Annotated in this window: 14 protein-coding genes; 6 read left to right on the top strand and 8 right to left on the bottom strand. The window is 68.4% G+C overall.

What is annotated here, in order from left to right; genetic code table 11:
- Positions 1–53: 53 nt before the first annotated feature.
- The 3 genes from AC3B5T_RS05835 to AC3B5T_RS05825 all read right to left on the bottom strand — a co-directional run bounded on the left by AC3B5T_RS05835 (position 54) and on the right by AC3B5T_RS05825 (position 4,389).
- Positions 54–1,058 carry a Dyp-type peroxidase gene (locus AC3B5T_RS05835; RefSeq protein WP_010843184.1) on the bottom strand — a complete coding sequence of 335 codons (1,005 nt, stop codon included), beginning with the start codon at positions 1,056–1,058 and terminating at the stop codon, positions 54–56.
- Positions 1,059–1,163: 105 nt separating this feature from the next.
- Positions 1,164–2,837, bottom strand: a complete 1,674-nt coding sequence (locus AC3B5T_RS05830) for an FAD-binding dehydrogenase (RefSeq protein WP_488358413.1) — start codon at positions 2,835–2,837, stop codon at positions 1,164–1,166.
- A gap of 73 nt (positions 2,838–2,910) precedes the next feature.
- Positions 2,911–4,389: an amidase gene (locus AC3B5T_RS05825; RefSeq protein WP_488358752.1), complete on the bottom strand. Its 1,479-nt coding sequence runs from the start codon at positions 4,387–4,389 to the stop codon at positions 2,911–2,913.
- Between the two features lie 437 nt (positions 4,390–4,826).
- Between AC3B5T_RS05825 and AC3B5T_RS05820 the strand changes: the two genes are divergently transcribed.
- Positions 4,827–5,792, top strand: a complete 966-nt coding sequence (locus tag AC3B5T_RS05820) for an alpha/beta hydrolase (protein ID WP_488358411.1) — start codon at positions 4,827–4,829, stop codon at positions 5,790–5,792.
- Positions 5,793–6,224: 432 nt separating this feature from the next.
- On the opposite strand, the gene pgfA is transcribed toward AC3B5T_RS05820, so the two are convergent.
- Both pgfA and AC3B5T_RS05810 read right to left on the bottom strand, forming a co-directional pair.
- The gene (pgfA, locus tag AC3B5T_RS05815) at positions 6,225–7,577 is read right to left on the bottom strand and encodes a cell envelope lipid trafficking protein PgfA (RefSeq protein WP_035717572.1); all 1,353 of its coding nucleotides are present in this window, start codon (positions 7,575–7,577) and stop codon (positions 6,225–6,227) included.
- Positions 7,578–7,676: 99 nt separating this feature from the next.
- Entirely contained in the window at positions 7,677–9,044 is a 1,368-nt protein-coding gene (locus AC3B5T_RS05810) for an ABC1 kinase family protein (protein ID WP_014928539.1), read from the bottom strand.
- A 218-nt stretch (positions 9,045–9,262) separates the two neighbouring features.
- Between AC3B5T_RS05810 and AC3B5T_RS05805 the strand changes: the two genes are divergently transcribed.
- The 4 genes from AC3B5T_RS05805 to AC3B5T_RS05790 all read left to right on the top strand — a co-directional run bounded on the left by AC3B5T_RS05805 (position 9,263) and on the right by AC3B5T_RS05790 (position 12,950).
- Positions 9,263–10,306 (top strand): NAD(P)-dependent alcohol dehydrogenase, encoded by a 1,044-nt coding sequence (locus AC3B5T_RS05805; protein ID WP_010843178.1) that lies wholly within the window; start codon positions 9,263–9,265, stop codon positions 10,304–10,306.
- A gap of 85 nt (positions 10,307–10,391) precedes the next feature.
- Complete coding sequence (locus AC3B5T_RS05800) at positions 10,392–11,525, top strand: Rv2629 family ribosome hibernation factor (protein ID WP_488358410.1); 1,134 nt, start codon at positions 10,392–10,394, stop codon at positions 11,523–11,525.
- A 78-nt stretch (positions 11,526–11,603) separates the two neighbouring features.
- A complete protein-coding gene (locus AC3B5T_RS05795) occupies positions 11,604–11,813 on the top strand; it encodes a hypothetical protein (protein WP_010843176.1) in 210 nt (69 codons plus the stop codon).
- A 30-nt stretch (positions 11,814–11,843) separates the two neighbouring features.
- Positions 11,844–12,950, top strand: a complete 1,107-nt coding sequence (locus AC3B5T_RS05790) for a hypothetical protein (RefSeq protein ID WP_488358409.1) — start codon at positions 11,844–11,846, stop codon at positions 12,948–12,950.
- A gap of 126 nt (positions 12,951–13,076) precedes the next feature.
- Here AC3B5T_RS05790 and AC3B5T_RS05785 read toward each other — a convergent pair whose 3' ends face one another.
- Genes AC3B5T_RS05785 through AC3B5T_RS05775 form a run of 3 tightly spaced genes read right to left on the bottom strand, consistent with a single transcriptional unit; the run spans position 13,077 to position 15,774 of the window.
- On the bottom strand, positions 13,077–13,682 hold the full coding sequence (locus tag AC3B5T_RS05785) for a flavodoxin family protein (protein WP_010843174.1): 606 nt from the start codon (positions 13,680–13,682) through the stop codon (positions 13,077–13,079).
- A gap of 41 nt (positions 13,683–13,723) precedes the next feature.
- Entirely contained in the window at positions 13,724–14,158 is a 435-nt protein-coding gene (locus AC3B5T_RS05780) for an SRPBCC family protein (RefSeq protein ID WP_010843173.1), read from the bottom strand.
- A gap of 14 nt (positions 14,159–14,172) precedes the next feature.
- Positions 14,173–15,774: a phytoene desaturase family protein gene (locus AC3B5T_RS05775; protein ID WP_488358408.1), complete on the bottom strand. Its 1,602-nt coding sequence runs from the start codon at positions 15,772–15,774 to the stop codon at positions 14,173–14,175.
- A 265-nt stretch (positions 15,775–16,039) separates the two neighbouring features.
- Here AC3B5T_RS05775 and AC3B5T_RS05770 point away from each other — a divergent pair, with 265 nt between their 5' ends.
- Positions 16,040–16,903, top strand: coding sequence for an SDR family NAD(P)-dependent oxidoreductase (locus tag AC3B5T_RS05770; protein WP_488358407.1), 864 nt, complete (start codon positions 16,040–16,042; stop codon positions 16,901–16,903).
- Positions 16,904–16,911: the final 8 nt, after the last annotated feature.

The following is a 16,911-nucleotide window of genomic DNA, read 5'->3' as shown; positions in this document are numbered from 1 at the left end:
TCCTGGTGCGGCCGGGATGGGGTTTCCGGGTGCGGTGGTCGGGTGTCGTGTCGTCAGTGCAGTGACCCGATGCCCAGCGAACCGTCGGAACGGGTCGTCGGGGACGGGGGAGCGGCGGGTGCGGCGTCGGGCGCGGGCGGCAGCTCTTCGAGGAAGTCGAGGGTCGGGGTGAAGAACTGCGACCCGGTCACCGCGGTGGTGAAGTCGAGGAGGCGGTCGTAGGTGCCGGGCGGGTCGCCGATGAACATCTTGCGCAGCATCTCCTCGGTGACGTCGGGCGCTGCCGAGTAGGCGATGTAGAAGGTGCCGTTCACGCCCGTGCCGGAGACGTCGCCGTAGGGCATGTTGTCGCGGACCACGTCGATCTCCTCGCCGTTCTCGTCCTCGACGACGTTCAGCGCGATGTGGGAGTTCGGTGGCTTCACCTCGTCGGACATCTCCACGTTGTCGAGCTTGGTGCGTCCGATCGCGGCTTCTTGCTCCTCGGTGCTCAGGCCGTTCCACGACGACAGGTCGTGCACGTACCGCTGGATCGCGACGTAGCTGCCGCCCGCGAAGTCCGGGTCCTCCGCACCGACCGTGATGGCGTCGATCGCGGCCTGTCCGGTCGGGTTCTCGGTGCCGTCGACGAACCCGATGAGGTCGCGTAGGTCGAAGTAGCGGAAGCCGTGCACCTCGTCGACCACGGTGACCGCGTCCCCGAAGGACTCGGTGATCTTGGCGCCGAGTTCGTAGCACAGGCCCATGTCGTCGGACTTGATGTGCACGAGCAGGTCCCCGGGCGTCGCCGGGGCGGTGTGGACCTCGCCCTCGTAGGGAACGAACGGACGCAACGAACGGGGCCGCGGGCCGGCGAACAGGCGGTCCCACGCCGCAGACCCGATCGACACGATGCCGGCCAGTGCGGCCTCCGGTGCCCGCGAGGACACCGCGTTGTTCAGCCCGGGAATTTCCTCCAGCGCATCGCGAACCGCGTCTTCACCGCCGTCGTCGATGGTGAAGACGAGGAAGATCGCCGACTTCGTCTTCCGGGTCAGGATCGTCTGGGGCACCGGCACGCCCAACACCCTAGCCGATCGTCACCCGGCGTGGGGTGGCAGATCATGCTGCGAATGTATAGGGCAGGCAACCCTTTTCGACGACGAGGTGCGGACGAGTCCGCGTCAGCTGCGCGGTGTGGCCCGCGCCACCGCCCGGCCGGCGGCGCGCCCGGAGAAGATGCATCCGCCGAGGAACGTCCCCTCCAGGGCGTTGTACCCGTGTACGCCGCCACCGCCGAAGCCCGCGACCTCACCGGCGGCGAACAGGCCGTCGAAGGCGCTGCCGTCCGGCCGCAGCACCTGGGAGTCGAGGTTGGTCTCGAGACCGCCCAGGGTCTTGCGGGTGAGGACGTTGAGCCGGACCGCGATCAGCGGGCCGTGCTCCGGGTCGAGCAGCCGGTGGGGCTTGGCGACGCGAACGATCTTGTCGCCGAGATACTGTCGCGCATTGGTGATCGCCATCAGCTGGGCGTCCTTGGAGAACTTGTTGCCGATCTCGGCGTCGCGCGCGGAGATGATGCGCTCGATCTCCGCGAGGTCGAGTTCGGGGCCGCGAGCGATCTTGTTCATCCCGGCCACCAGCTCGGGCAGGTTGTCGGCGACCACGAAGTCGACGCCGTTGCGCACGAAGGCGTCCACCGGTCCCGAGGCACCCTTCGCCAGCCGGCTCTTCGCGGTGAGCTTGAGGTCCTTCTCGGTGATGTCGGGGTTCTGCTCCGACCCCGACAGCATGAACTCCTTCTCCACGATCGTCTGCGTGAGGATGAACCACGAGTAGTCGTGGCCCGCCGACAGGATCGCCTTCATCGTCGAATTGGTGTCGAAGCCGGGGAAGTTCGGCGGTGCGAGACGATTGCCGTTGGCGTCGAGCCAGAGTGACGACGGGCCGGGGATGATCCGGATCGCGTGATCGGGCCAGATCGGGTCCCAGTTGTGGATGCCCTCGGTGTAGTGCCACATCCGGTCGCGGTTGACGATGTTGGCGCCGGCGCTCTCGGTGATCTCCAGCATCCGGCCGTCGACGTGCGCGGGGACGCCGGAGATCATCGTCTGCGGAGCGGGGCCGAGACGATCGACCGGCCAGTTCTTGCGAATCAGATCGTGGTTGTGCCCGATGCCACCGGAGGTGACGATGACCGATCCGGCACGGATCTCGAAGTCGCCCACGACATCCCGGTTCGACGCCCGGCCGCGTTCGGCGTCGGTCGGGGCGAGTGTCACACCCCGCACGCCCACGGCGGTGCCGTCGTCGACGACGAGTTCGTCGACGCGATGCCGGAACCGGAACTCGACGAGCCCGCGCTTCTCCGCATCCAGGACCGGCTCGGCGAAGACCCGGACCACCTCCGGTCCGGTTCCCCACGTGAGGTGGAAGCGGGGCACGGAGTTGCCGTGGCCGTCGGCGAATCCGCCGCCGCGTTCGGCCCAGCCGACGATCGGGGTGATACGCAGACCGAGGTCGTGCAGATACTGCCGCTTCTCGGTGGCGGCGAAGTCCACATAGGCGCGAGCCCACTGGCGTGGCCAGTAGTCCTCGTCCTCACGATCGAAACCCGCCGAGCCCATCCAGTCCTGCAGCGCGAGGTCGGCGGAGTCGGAGATGCCGAGGCGGCGCTGCTCGGGTGTGTCCACCATGAACAACCCGCCCAGGGACCAGAATGCCTGCGCACCAAGGTTGTTGCGGTTCTCCTGATCGACCACGACGACGCGACGCCCGGCCTTGGTGAGCTCGTATGTCGCGACGAGTCCCGCCAGGCCCGCACCGACGACCACCGCGTCGGCCTCGTTCTCCGCCACCGCATCTCCTCCCGCCGCAGCCATGCCGGGTTGCTCCGGAGCATGTGCACTCGCAGAAGAGACTAGCCCCGCACTAGAGCACGATGTCGGCGTACCGGTGGAACCACGGTGCGGCCGCCTCGAGGCCGGCCGCGAGCGCGAGGAGATCGCCGTCGGCACCGAGACGGCCGACGAACTGCACGCCGAGGGGGAGGCCGGCCGCAGTCCAGTGCAGCGGCACGCTCATGGCCGGCCGCCCGGTGAGGTTGGCGAGCTGGGTGTACGGCACCCAGCCGAGGCTCTCGTAGACGAGTTTGTCGATGATCCCGAGACGGGAGATCGCGCGGCCTGACCGTGCGCGCGAGGCGAGCCGCGCCGCCCGCTGGAGGGCAGGCGGCGTGGTCATCGAACCGACCCGCGGTGGTGGCACGGCGAGCGTGGGCGTGAGCAGCAGGTCGTGGGTCTGATGGAACCGGTCGAGGGCCAGGACGTGGTCGTTGATCCGGTCGAGCGCGCTGAACAACGGGACGACCCCGGCTGCTCGGCCAAGCTCGGCGAGGGTCAGGGTGTCGGCTTCGAAATGCGAGTCGGGAGCTCCGGTGAGGCGTCGGACCTCGTCGACCTGCGCGGCGCACTTGGCGAACCAGATGTCGAGGAAGTCGCGTGCGAGGGCGGCGTCGTCGTGCGGCGGGTCCACCTCCTCGACGGCGTGGCCGAGGTCGGTCAGCACCGACGCGGCGTGTTCGACCGCGGCCACGGCTTCCGGGTGCGGGTTCGCGTTGATCGCCGACGTCGTGGTGTAGCCGATCCGCAGCAGCCGGGGCGGGGTGGCGATCCGGGCGGTGTAGCTCTCGGTGTGCAGGGGCGTCGGGTAGGTCGACGACGGCGTCGGCCCGATGAGCACGTCGTAGAGAGCCGCGGCGTCGCGGACGGTCCGGGTCACCACGCCCTCGACGCCCATCCCGAAGAGCGGCTCGCCGGTCTGCGGACCGAACGGCATCAGGCCACGAGAACTCTTGAGCCCGAACAATCCGGTGCATGCGGCGGGGATGCGGATGGAACCGCCGCCGTCGCTGGCCCCGGCCGCCGGCACGATCCCGGCAGCCACCGCGGCGGCGCTGCCGCCCGACGACCCGCCCGGGGTCACCTCCAGGTCCCAGGGATTGCGCGTCGGACCCCAGAACGTGGGCTCGGTGATCCCCTTCGCGCCGAATTCCGGAGTGTTCGTCTTGCCGAAGATCACCAGGCCGGCGTCGAGAAAACGCCTGACGCCGAAGGAGTGTTCGCGGGCGATGTGCGAGGCGAGGGCGCGAGAGCCGCGCGTCGTCGGGTACCCGCGGTAGTCCTGCGCGAGGTCTTTGATGAGGAACGGGACGCCGGCGAACGGCCCGGTGAGGTCTCCCCGGACGCGGGCATCGGCTTCGGCGTCCATGCGGATCACGATGGCGTTGAGGGAGGGATCGACGGCGTCCGCACGTGTTCGCGCGAGGTCGAAGAGTTCGGCTGCCGTCACCTCGCCGGAGGCGACGAGACCCGCCAGGGTGGTCGCGTCGCAGGACAGGTATTCGCCCATGTGCACGTCCCGACACTAGTGGTTCCGGTGGCGGGTCGAGCGGACTTGGCGGTGATCGTCGGACAGGCGGGCGGCCGGGCCCGCTGTCCAGAAAACCACGGTCACCGTTGCCCACCCAAACCGGTAACGGCCGCATCGCGGGCATGTGGACCGAACAGACGAAGATATCGGCCGACGCGTCGTCTATGTACCAAATGGGCTGTTCAGCCGCGGAGGGTGTGACATGAACCACCACCGATGGGCATCACAAGACCCGCTCTCACCTTTGCCGTGGCGTTATCGTGCCGTTACACTTCAGCGGGACGGGTACCACTGCCCGGGGGGACCAATACAATCCCTCCTCGTACGACTTCGTACACAAGCCCGCAGCAGTACCCGGTAGGCAAGACCCGCAAGCGGCCGGTTCCGGCCGTGGTGATCCAAAGGAAAACTGACGAATGCTGACACGCGCCCGTAAGCGCCTCGTCGCCGGACTCGTGGCTCTCGTGGCCGTGTCGGGTGCGACGCTGGTCGCAGCTCCGCCGGAGGCCTCCGCGGCCAACGGCTGCAATGTCGAGTACGTCCGCTCGAACGCCATGAACCGGACCGTGCCCGTGTGCATCGTCTCGGCCGGCGGTGGCGGACCGAAGCCGACGCTGTACCTGCTCGACGGCCTCCGTGCCCCCAACAACAACAGCGGTTGGCTGATCAACACCGACGTCGCGCGCTACATGGCCGGCAAGGGCACCAACGTCGCCATCCCGTTCGGCGGTGCAGGCAGTTTCTACACCGACTGGCAGACCCGCGATCCCAAGCTGGGCGTCAACAAGTGGGAGACGTTCCTGACCCGCGAACTGCCGGGCTACATGGCAGCGCGTCACGGCAGCGACAACCGTCGCAACGGGATCGCCGGACTGTCCATGTCGGGCACCTCGGCGCTGAACCTCGCGTCGCGTCACCCGACCTTCTACAAGGCCGTCGCCTCGTACAGCGGCTACCCGACGGTCACCCTGCCGGGCTTCACCCAGGGCATCATGGCCTCGGTCGCGGAGGTCGGTGGCAACCCGTTCAACATGTGGGGCTTCTTCCCCGCCGGGACCTGGTTCCAGAACGACCCGTTCCTGAGCGCGGGCAACCTCGCCGGCAAGAACGTCTACGTCTCGTCCGGTAGCGGTGTCGGTAGCAAGTACGACTCGTCGGTCAACCCGGCCAGCAGCAACTTCGACCCCGTCAAGTTCGCGCAGATGATCCCGCTCGAGGTCGCCGCGTCGACCAGCAGCCAGCTCTACATCGGTCGCCTCGCGCTCGTGCCGGGCGTCAAGCTCACCACCCGGATCACCCCGGACGGTGCGCACTGGTGGGACTACTGGCAGAGCACCTTCAAGGAGTCGTGGGCCAAGACCTTCCGCCCCGCCTTCTTCTGAGGGCCGCGGTGGTCTCGCGCACGTAAGACAGTCGGCAAGGGCCGGTGACCTTCGGGTCACCGGCCCTTGTTGTATCTGCTGGGTGAGCAGCTCGTGCACGACTGCTGGGTGAGCAGCTCGTACACGCGTAGCGTGCCCGCGCGCCCCTGCTGGCCGAGCAGCTCGAGCACGCGTAGCGTGCCCGCGCGTCCGTCGAGGTCACTTGTGGGGGCTGGTTGCGGAGGGGGCTTCGACTCGGCGCCTCGCTCCGCTCGGGGCCGGCTCAACCCGCGGGGGTGTGGCCCGGCTCAGCGCGCGGGGGTGCGGCTCAGCGCGCGGGGTGCGGCTCAACCCGCGGGGTGCGGCTCAACCCGCAGAAGTGCCGGACCGAAAAACACCGCGGGCGCATCCGGTGGATACCGGATGCGCCCGCGGTGTGTGCTCTGCCGCTCGCTACTCGGGCGGGGGCTGCTTGCGGAAGGTGCGCGTGGCCGAGTCGTCGGCCGGCGGTGTGTCGCCGACCTTGGGGATCTGCTCGGTCGGTCGCTCCCACGGATTCGCGCCCGCCGGAGCTGCTCCGGCCGGCGGGGCGTCGCGCTTGATCAGCGTGGTGTCGCGCTCGTCGGCGGGGGGAGTCGTGGGCGGCGGGGTGTCGTCGACCCGGGTGTCGTCACGGCGTCCGCGGAAGAACAGGAGCAGGGCGGCGATCAACAGGATCGCTCCCACGATGCCGAGGATGATCGGCACCCACACTCCGCCGACCTTCAGCTGGTCGACGTAACCGCTGGCCTTGCCCGCCTGGTTGGAGACGGTGTCGTCGGTCCACTTGAACGTGCCCTTCAGGGCGTCCATGCGGAACTCGCGCACCGCTTCCGGCGTGGCGTCGCTCTGGTCGGGGGACTTGAAGTACTGGTGCTGGTCCTCACGACCGTCGACGATGGTCCCGGTCTCCGGCTCCACCCAGACGTGGCGGGTCGCGGCGGCGTACCGGTGCATGGTGATGGGATCGTTCGCCCGCACCCCGCGCCCGGTGATGCCCCACCAGCGGGCGGGCATCGTCAGCATCGTGCCGAGTGCCGCCTCGCCCTGCGCGTTCGGGAGGTTGGAGAGGTCGGTCTCCGGGACGTCACACACGAAGTGGTACGTGTTCACCCCGTCGATGGTCTCCTCGCCCTCGAACTTCGCCGCGCAGTCCTGGCGGGTGTTGAGGTCGTAGTACGGGTAGTCGCGCTGCTGCACGTCGAAACCGAACTTGTACTGGTAGCCGGTGCGGTTGTCGATGGCGACCGACACGTCGTTGACGTTGCCGCCCTCGGGAACCGCCTCGAGTTGCAGCGAGCTGACCGCGCCGTTGGGTGCCGAGGTCTTGCGATTCACCGACACCCGGTCGATGGTCGCCGTCAGCAGACCGTCCTCGCACGTACGGGTCTCACCCTCGGCGGCGACGGTGGGTTCGGTCTCGGTTCCCTCGGCATCGCGCAGGCGGTCGATGCGCACGGTCTGCGCCGACTGCAGGCTGGCCTGGCGGCTGTCCGACGGTTCGATGATGATCGAACGTCGCTGCTGCGTGAGATGTGCCTCCAGAGTGCGGGCACGATTCTCCGACACCGAGCAACGATCGAAGATCACCGCTGGAAAGCGTTCTCCGGTCGAACCGTCCGCGGCGACAGTGGTGGCGTCGGACGTGATGTCCAGATCGAGCGGAACCACCTTCAACTGCGGCACGAGATAAAGCGGTATGGCGATGGCCGCCGCGATGCACGCAGCGCCGAAGAAGGCCAGCACTGCCGGCACAAAACGTCTCATGTGTGACTCCTGGAATCAGCTGATCGCTCCCACCCTAACTGTCGCGTTTGCCACAGAAGGGCACAGTGGGTCCGACATGCCGGGATACGCGGCGCCCGGTCAGCGCCGGTCGGCTCGCCGGTCGCGTTCGGCCTCCTTCAGGATGCCGGCCATGTAGCCGTAGATCTCCTTGTCGGACATGGCCTTCCATCGGGGTGCGAGAAGCTTGGTGTACTTCTCGACGTACAGCAGCTGCTTTCCGACGAGGACGAGTTCCCGGGGCAGTCGCGCATCGTGGGCCTTGGCGACCGCGGCGAGTTGCCGCCCGAGGTCGGTGTAGGACATCGAACCGAGATCGGTGGTCGACAGCGGAGTCGTCACCTTCTTGATGTCCTCGGCACCCTGGGACGTCGACCCCGGCTTGTGCACGGCACCGAGAAGGAAGATGGCACGGCCCGCGGACTCGTAGTCCCCGCGCACCACGAGATCGACGACGAGCTGGCGGAGGATGCGCCGGGTGCGGGGGGTGAACCGTCCGACGATGCCGAAGTCGAGGAGGACCAGCTTGCCCGCGTCGTCGACGAGGACGTTCCCGGCGTGCAGGTCGCCGTGGAACAACCCGCCGTGGAACGCCGATTCGAGAAGGGACAGCAGCAGGTTGCGGCAGAGCGCGACACCGTCGTGGCCTGCGGCACGTACGGCCGCGGCGTCGTCGATGCGGGTCGCGTGGATTCGCTCCATCGTCAGCACGCGCTGGGTCGTGTAGTCGTCGTAGACGTGCGGGACGCGGACGCGGTCGCCGAACGGCCCGGGCTGGAGACAGGCGAACCATTCGCGCATGGTGTCGGCTTCGATGCGGAAGTCCAGTTCGGCGTCGAGGCCGGCCGCGAAGTCCTCGACCACGTGTCGTGCGCTGAGCATCCGCCCGTACTCGGAGATCTCGGCGAGGCCGGCGAGGCGTTCGAGGATGGCGACATCGGGGGCCAGGCGGTCGGCGATGCCCGGGCGCTGGATCTTGACCACCACCTCCTCGCCACCGGGGAGGGTGGCGGTGTGCACCTGGGCGATCGACGCCGACGCGATCGGCACCGGATCAAAGGTCGCGAACACCTCTTCGGGAGCCCGACCCAGTTCGGCGATGAACTGTTCGCGCATGAGTGCCGGGTCGGCCGGCTTCACCCGGTCGAGCAGCGATTCGAACTCGGCGGACATGGACTCGGAGAACACGCCGGGACTCGAGGCGATGAGCTGACCGAGTTTCACATAAGTCGGTCCGAGGTGTTCGAAGGTCGTGCGGATCTCGTGGGCGACCCTCGCCGAACCCGGCGCGCGGCCCCGGAGGGCGTCGCCTGCCGTGTGGAGGACGAAGCGTCCGACGCCCGCGGCCGCATGGGCGGTGGTCGTCCCGAATCGGCTGAGCTCGGCGATGGGGGACACCGGGTGCAACTGCGTGCGCTGACCGTCGTCGACTGAGCTGTTGATCGTCACCGTCGGTCATTGTAACGATCATCGACGGCGAATCCAGTGTCGGAGCGCATCGACGGAAGGTGACTGCGACGCCGCGACGTGCCGTTATGGCAACGAAGCCGACCTCGGGGCACACTGGCAGCGTCGGACACATGCACCAGCTCGCATCTGTTCGCGTCGTCGGTGCGTCGCGCACCACCACATCTGCCACCCTCCGAAATGTGCACCGAGGAGTCCGCATGCCCACCACGGTCAACGCCTACACCGCCCCGGCAGCCGATCGTCCGCTCGAACCCACCACCATCGAACGACGTGACCTCGGCCCGAACGACGTGTCGATCGACATCGCGTTCGCCGGGATCTGTCATTCCGACATCCACACCGCACGCGACGAATGGGGTGGGACGAGGTTCCCGGTGGTGCCCGGCCACGAGATCGCCGGGACGGTCGCCGCCGTCGGCGACGAGGTCACCCGATACGCCGTGGGAGATCGGGTGGGCGTGGGCTGCTTCGTCGACTCGTGCCGTGAGTGCGAGCCGTGCCGACTCGGCGAGGAGCAGTACTGCGAGCGGGGCAACGTGGGCACCTACAACGCCGTCGGACGCGATGGGACACCCACACAGGGCGGATACAGCACGTCGATCGTCGTCGACGAGAACTACGTACTCCGGATTCCCGACGGCATCGCACTCGACGAGGCGGCCCCGCTGCTGTGCGCCGGGATCACGCTCTATTCACCGCTGCGGCACTGGGGTGCCGGGCCCGGGAAGAAGGTCGCGATCGTCGGCCTCGGCGGTCTCGGGCACGTCGGGGTGAAGATCGCGCACGCGCTCGGTGCGGAGGTGACGGTGCTGTCGCAGTCGCTGAAGAAGATGGAGGACGGTCTGCGCCTCGGAGCCGACCACTACCACGCGACCAGCGACCCGCAGACGTTCCGGGAGCTGCGCAACACCTTCGACCTCATCCTGAACACCGTGTCGGCCAATCTCCCGATCGCCAAGTACCTCGGCATGCTCGCCCTCGACGGCACGATGGTGGAACTCGGGCTCCCCGAACATCCGATCGACGTCCCCGCGGGCGCGCTGGTCGGAAAACGTCGCAGCTTCGCCGGTTCGATGATCGGCGGTATCGCGCAGACCCAGGAGATGCTCGACTTCTGCGCGGAGCACGGCATCGGCGCCGAGATCGAGGTGATCTCCGCAGATCGGATCAACGAGGCCTACGACCGCGTCGTGGCCTCGGATGTGCGCTACCGCTTCGTGATCGACACGTCGACCCTCTAGTGGTGGGTCGGCATGTTTGCCGCCTGAATTCGGTGGGCACCCTCGTGAGAGTCGACTGCTCCGACATCAGGCAAGGAGGCCGCGCATGAATTCGACCCGATTCCGCGAGCTGGCGACCGCCACCGGTCCGTTCGCGACCATCTACATCGACGACTCCCACAACACCGAAGACGCCGCCCACACGGTGGAACTCCGCTGGCGGGCTCTCCGTGCGGAACTGGAGTCGGCGGGTGCCGATCCCGCCGTGGTGGAGTCGATCGGCACCACCCTGCTGGACGGGACTCCGGCGGTCGGGCCCAGCGGTCGTGCTCTGATCGCGGGTCCCGGCGGCGTGCTGCTCGACGAACACCTCAGCCGTCCGCCGGTCACACCCGTGGCACGGTATTCGCCGGTGCCGTACCTGGTTCCGCTGATCGAACACGGTACGAGCGCCCCGCGGCATGTGATCGCCGCGGTCGACCACGCCGGCGCCGACATCGAGCTCTTCGAGGCCGGCGGGTCGACGATGAGGCGCGAAACCGTTGAGGGAGAGGGCTATCCGATCCATCACGCGGCTGGCGCCGAGTCGTCGGGGTACGGTGATCCGCAGCAGCGCAGCGACGAACAGAACCGCAAGAACATCCGGCAGATCGCCGATCGCCTCACCGCGATCGTCGACGCGGACACACCCGAGATCGTCTTCGTCATCGGCGAGCTCTCGTCGTTGTCGGACCTGCGGGCGGCGGCTCCCGAGCGGCTCGCCGAACGGTTGGTCGATCTCCAACTGGGAGCCCGGGACAGCGGCATCGCCGACGAGGACATCCGCAAGGCGGTGACCTCCGAACTCGAACTCCGCCAGAACCGCACGATGGCCGACGCGGCGGAGAGCCTGCAGGCGGGGCTCGGACACGACCCGGCGCTCGCCGTCGAGGGGCTGACGGCGGTGTGTGGAGCCCTGCGCAACGGCGAGGTCGAGACGCTCGTCATCGGCGACGTCGAGGACGCGGTCGTGTTCGACGGCGGAGACGCCGCGGGAGGCCTCGCCTCGGTCGCACCGACACCGGAGAACCTGTCCGAGTTGGGCGTCCCGCCGGAGCGCACGCTGCGCGCCGACGAAGCGCTGCCGATGGCAGCGGTCCTGACCGGTGCAGACCTGGTGCGGATCGACGAGCGCATCTCACCGCGCGACGGCATCGGCGCCGTCCTGCGGTATGCACCGAGAACGTCGGCCGACGACTGAGGTACCGCTCGGCCTGGTTCACCCACCCATCTGACAGAGGCACCATCGAGACACACCGACGGAAGGTCGACGCACACGATGACCGAAGAACTTCCCATGGAGCCCGCCGAGACCGGGACCCCCGACGCGACGCCGGATGATGCCCGCCGCAAGGTCGACGAACTCGAGGAGCGGACAGTCCACGAACCCGACACCGATGAGCAGGTGGACCCCTCCGCCGCCACCGCCCGCGACGACGAGGACAACCCGGCCTCCCCGGCCGCCGGGGAGTCCGAACCGCCGGACTGAGACCGCTTGGGCGACACGACGGCACGGCTCATGAACAGCCAGGAAAGTGACGACCGACGCGCCGGCGCCTTGCGCATCGTTGCCGAACACGGACTCCCCGCCACCCTGATCGAGGGTGGCGAGGACCGTTTCGCGCGGATTGCCGAGGACCTGTCACTGGAGTACCGCGGCCACACCGTCACGAGGGACACCACGCTGCAGATGACTCCGCGTGGTGACCTCGAGACGGTGTGGGGCACAGATGATTCGGCCGACGAGGTGATCGTGTTCGTCACCGAGATGCCGCGGCTGTACAAGCCGCGGGACAGTGACGAAAACGACCGCAGTCCCCGGAATCTGGTGGTGCTGGCCGAACTCGACCGCGAGCGCCACGCCGCCGTCGTCTCGCTCCCCGCGCTCGGCCCGGTGCCCCGGCGGGCACTGCGCACTCTGATCGCGACCATCGCCGGGACGATGACCGGTGAGGATTCGATACGCGGGTTCGAGCAGCAACGCGGCATCCTCGTCATATCCGACGGCGACACCGAATACGTGTGCGCCGAAGGCTATTCGCGCCGGCTCAAGCTGATGGCCGGAATGGTCCGGGGGAATCGGCCGTGGCGGTTGATCCCGACCCTGACGGGTATGACGGCCGCAGCTGCGGCGGCGGCGTCGTTCGGCATCTTCTTCTCCACGATCTGGTCCATGGCGAACGCGCTGAGCGCCTGGCGTCTGGCCGCGATCACGCTGCTGTCACTGGTACTGGCCTCGGTATGGCTCATCACCAACAACAGGTTGTGGGAACGCGCGACGGTCACCGCGAGACCGCGCGCCCGCCTCTACAACATGGCCACCGTCTGTACGGTCGTGTTCAGCGCGGTGGTGCTCTACGCCGGACTGTTCGCGGCCACCCTGGCCGCCGCGCTCATCGTCATCGACGAGAGCTTTCTCGCCTCACAGCTCGGACATGCGGTGGGACTACGCAATTACGTGTACCTGTCGTGGCTCGCGACCTCGATGGGGATCTTCGCCGGAGCCCTCGGGTCGAGTGCCGACAGCTACGACGATGTCCTGCGCGCCACCTACGGATACCGAGAGCGCCTGCGTCGACAGGCATCAGAAGCCGCCGCTGATCGTTCCGAGAGCGAGATGCACTGATCGGTGAAAGCCGACCTCCTGCCGTGGTGCAGTTTTCATCGCGCGGCCACGTTTACGTCCCGCTCATCGGATCCCATCAGCGTGACGTAGACAGGACCGCGGGAGTGGAACCCACTGTCGCAGAGACTATTCGTACGGCGGAAAGCTGTTCTGCGACAGCAATCGCGCGAGATGTACCGCGTTACGGGCGGCGGCGCTGGTGGCCGAGGCGACGGGGTCGGGCACCGCGTCGAGATCCTTGTAGTCGCGGCCGCCCATCGCCTCGTCGTTCCAGTAGGTGTTGCCCTGCCCGGGGATCGTGAACCCGATGTCGTCGAGCGCCCCGAAGACGTCGGCGATGATCTTGTGCGCACCGTCCTCGTTGCCGACGACACCGCACAGGGCGACCTTCCCGAGCATGGTCGGGCGGCCGGCGTCGTCGGTCTCGGAGATCTCGGCGTCGAGTCGCTCGAGGACACGCTGGGCCACGCTCGACATGTGGCCCAGCCACGTCGGGGTCGTGATCACCAGGATGTCGGCCGCGGCCACCCGCTCGAAGATGGCAGGCCACTCGTCTCCGTCACCCATGTCCCGTTCGACTCCGGGCCGGATGTCGTGGTCCACCGCCCGGATGATGTCGCCGGACACGCCGTGTTGGGCGAGTGCGTCGAGGATGTGCCGGGCCATGAGGTCGCTGCTCGATTCAGCGGGCGACGGTTTGAGGGTGCAGGTGATCGCGAGTGCTGTGGTCATGTCGGATCGCGTACCCGAACCGACCCGATTGCAACCAGGCGTCAGCCGGCGTGGTTCTCGGCGAGCATCGCCAGTCGTCTCAGGCATTCGTTCAGACGCGGAGACATGACCGCCTCCTGGACGACCGGCGGAATCCACTTCAGCGGCGCGGTCTCGACGAACTCCTCCATGCCGATCAGGGAACCGTTTCCGTCCTTCTCGACGGTCATGCGGATGCGCGCGCGGCCGAAGGGCCAGCCGGCAGCCGACAATTCGAGGAGGCCGGCCTTCGACTCCACGGATTCCGTCTCGTCGTCGAGCAGGGCGGGCCACACGCCCGCCGAATGATGGATCTTCGATCCTGCCTGCGGCCACGACTGATCGACGTCGCGGATGCGGGAGGCCCCGACGACCCAGGAGGCGTAGAGCCAGCCGTTGGACAGCACCGACCAGACCTGCGCCGGTGTTGCGCTCGTGTGACGTTCGACTCGGTTCATGCTCGGGTCTCCGTTCAGTGCTCGTTGTCGGTTGTCGTCGGACGCCGGATGACGTTGCGGTCGAACAGTCTTCGGGGTAAACCGCGGACGCCGTCCGACGCGAGGGCGGCGCGGGCGGCGTTGTTGCCGCACGCGCCGTGTACACCGCCACCCGGGTGGGCGCCCGATCCGGCGAGGTAGAGCCGGTCCACCGGCGTCGACGCACCACCGAGGTTGGGCGTAGGGCGGAAGATCAACTGCTGGAACAGCTGTGCGGTGCCGCCGTTGACCGTGCCGTGGACGAGGTTGGCGTCGGAGGTCTGGAGGTCGCGGGGTGTCTGGACGTGCCGTCCGACGATGAGGTCGGAGACGCCGGGTGCATGCGCCTCGAGTACCGCGTCCATCCGCCGAGCCAGCAGCTGGGCCGCTTCGTCGTCGGTCACCCCGCGCGGGAGATGGCTGTAGGACCAGGCGCTCTCCGTGCCGGCGGGAGATCGCCCGGGGTCGGCGGTGGTCATCTGGCCGAAGAGCAGGAACGGGTGTTCGGGGACACGGCCGGTTTCGATGTCGGCGGTCGAGTAGGCGATGTTGCGTGCGTCCGCGCCGAGATGTACCGTGCCTGCCCCGCCGAGATTCGCACTGCGCCATGGGATCTTCTCGCCGAACGCATAGTTCACCTTGACCACGGGGGTGTCCCAGGTGAAGGTTCGGAGATCGTCGAGGACGCGCGCCGGCACGTCGTCGGCGGAGAGCAGTTCGGTGTACAACGCGGGCGCCGAGACGTCGGCGAGAACGGCCCGTCTCGCCGGCCACCGCCGACCCGTGCTGTCCACGACCCCGGTGGCGCGTCCGCCCTGGACGTCGATGCGGGTTACCCGTGTGTCGCACACGACGGTCACCCCGGCGCTCTCGGCGCGGCGCCGCAGCGCCGCCGACAGTTCCCCCGCACCGCCGACGGGTACCGGATACCCGGTGTCCTGGCCGAGCATGGTCAGCAGGTACCCCATGAGGCCGCTGCCGGGCGCGTGCAGGGGGATGTCGGCGTGCAAGGCGTTGCCGAGGATCAGCAGACCGGCCTTCTCGCTGTGAAAGAGCTCCCGCACCATCTGATCGGCGGGCAGGATCAGGAATCGGGCGAGGCGCAGGGCGTCGGCCGTGCCGAGCGAACGCAACACCGACAGCAGCGCGCGGACGGGTGGAAACGGGCCGAACAGGGTGTTGAGGATCGCCGGGCGCAGCTGCTGCCACTGCTCGACCAGGTCGAGCCAGGCGCGCCGGTCACGCTCGTCGAAGCCGGCCAGGTGCGCCGCGGTGTCGGCGGCATCGGGGAACACGACGGGCGCGTCGACGTCGTCGGGACCGGCGGGATGGCCGAAAGCCAGAGGTGCGCGGCTCCACTGCAGGCCGTGGCCGGCGAGGTCGAGGTCGGCGAACACCGGTGACGCCACCGCGAGCGGATAGAAGGCGCTGAACAGGTCGGTCACATACCCGGGGGTGAGTTCTGCGCTGCGGACCGCGCCACCGACCTCGGGCTGCGATTCGAGGAGCGTCACATCCCACCCGGCATCGGCGAGGCGTATCGCGGCGATGAGGCCGTTGTGACCGGCTCCGATGACGACTGCGTCCGACACACTCACCGATCGACTCCTCTCCGCCGTGGCCACGTCCGTCCGGTGCGCGGGGTACCCGCGGCCCCACACGGTAAACGCGTGCGGGCGACGCCGTGACCGCGTCAGGTGATCATGGGCGATGTGTAGTGGCCCGGCAAGGGGGTAGTCCGCTCGGGTGACGAACTCGTCTGAACCCCGGTCGCGACGGCCGGGCCTGCCATTTCCTCTCGAACGCCTGTGGCACCCGCGGGTCTCCGACCGTCGGCTACGTCGACGATGTGCCGGACGGCCGGTGGTGATCACCGGCGCCGGGGCAGGCATGGGCCGGGCGCTGGCGCGACGATTCGATGGCGTGGGTGTCGAGCTGTATCTGGTCGACGTCGACGTCGCGGCGGTCCGGGAGACGGTACGGCTGTGCGACGCGGGGGCCCGCGTCCACGTCGACCAGACAGATGTGTCCGACGCGGACGCGATGACCGCCTATGCGGACGCTGTCGTCGACGAATCCGGGCCGCCGGCAATGGTGTTCAACAACGCCGGGATCACGATGGTGGCCGGGGTCCTCGAGGAGGACGACGATTACGCGCGGCGGATCATGTCCGTGAACCTGGGCGGGGTGGTGAACGGCACGGTGGCCTTCCTTCCGCATCTGGAGGCGGCAGGGAGCGGTTCCATCGTGAACACCTCGAGCGCGTTCGGTTTCCTCGGTTCGCCTGCGCAGTCCGCGTATTCGGCGTCGAAGTTCGCCACGCGAGGGTATTCCGAGACCATCCAGCACCAGCTGCGCGCCGCCGGTTCCGGTGTCCGGGTACACGTCGTGCACCCCGGCGTCGTGCACACCGAGATCGCCGCCCGTGCCCGCTATGTGACTCCGGGGGTGCGGGACTTCGTGACCCGCGGATTCGATCATCGACTGCCCGGGACCAGACCCGCCGCGGCGGCCGCGGCCATCCTCGACGGAGTGCTGGCGGGCCGGGACCGCATCCCCGTCGGACTCGATGCGCGCGCACTCGATGTCGGCGTCCGGCTGTTCGCCGGCGCGCTGCAGCGCCCGGTGGCGACGCTGACCAGCCCTGTGTTCCGGCGGATCCTGGGGCAGGCCACGTTCGCGGGGACCCTCCGCCATCCCGATCCGGGGTTGTCCCGGTCGCTGTGACCGGTATG

The sequence above is a fragment of the Gordonia sp. G4 genome (genome assembly GCF_057770005.1).
Note: the sequence above shows the minus strand (reverse complement) of the source record. Positions and strands in the feature narration are given on the sequence as shown.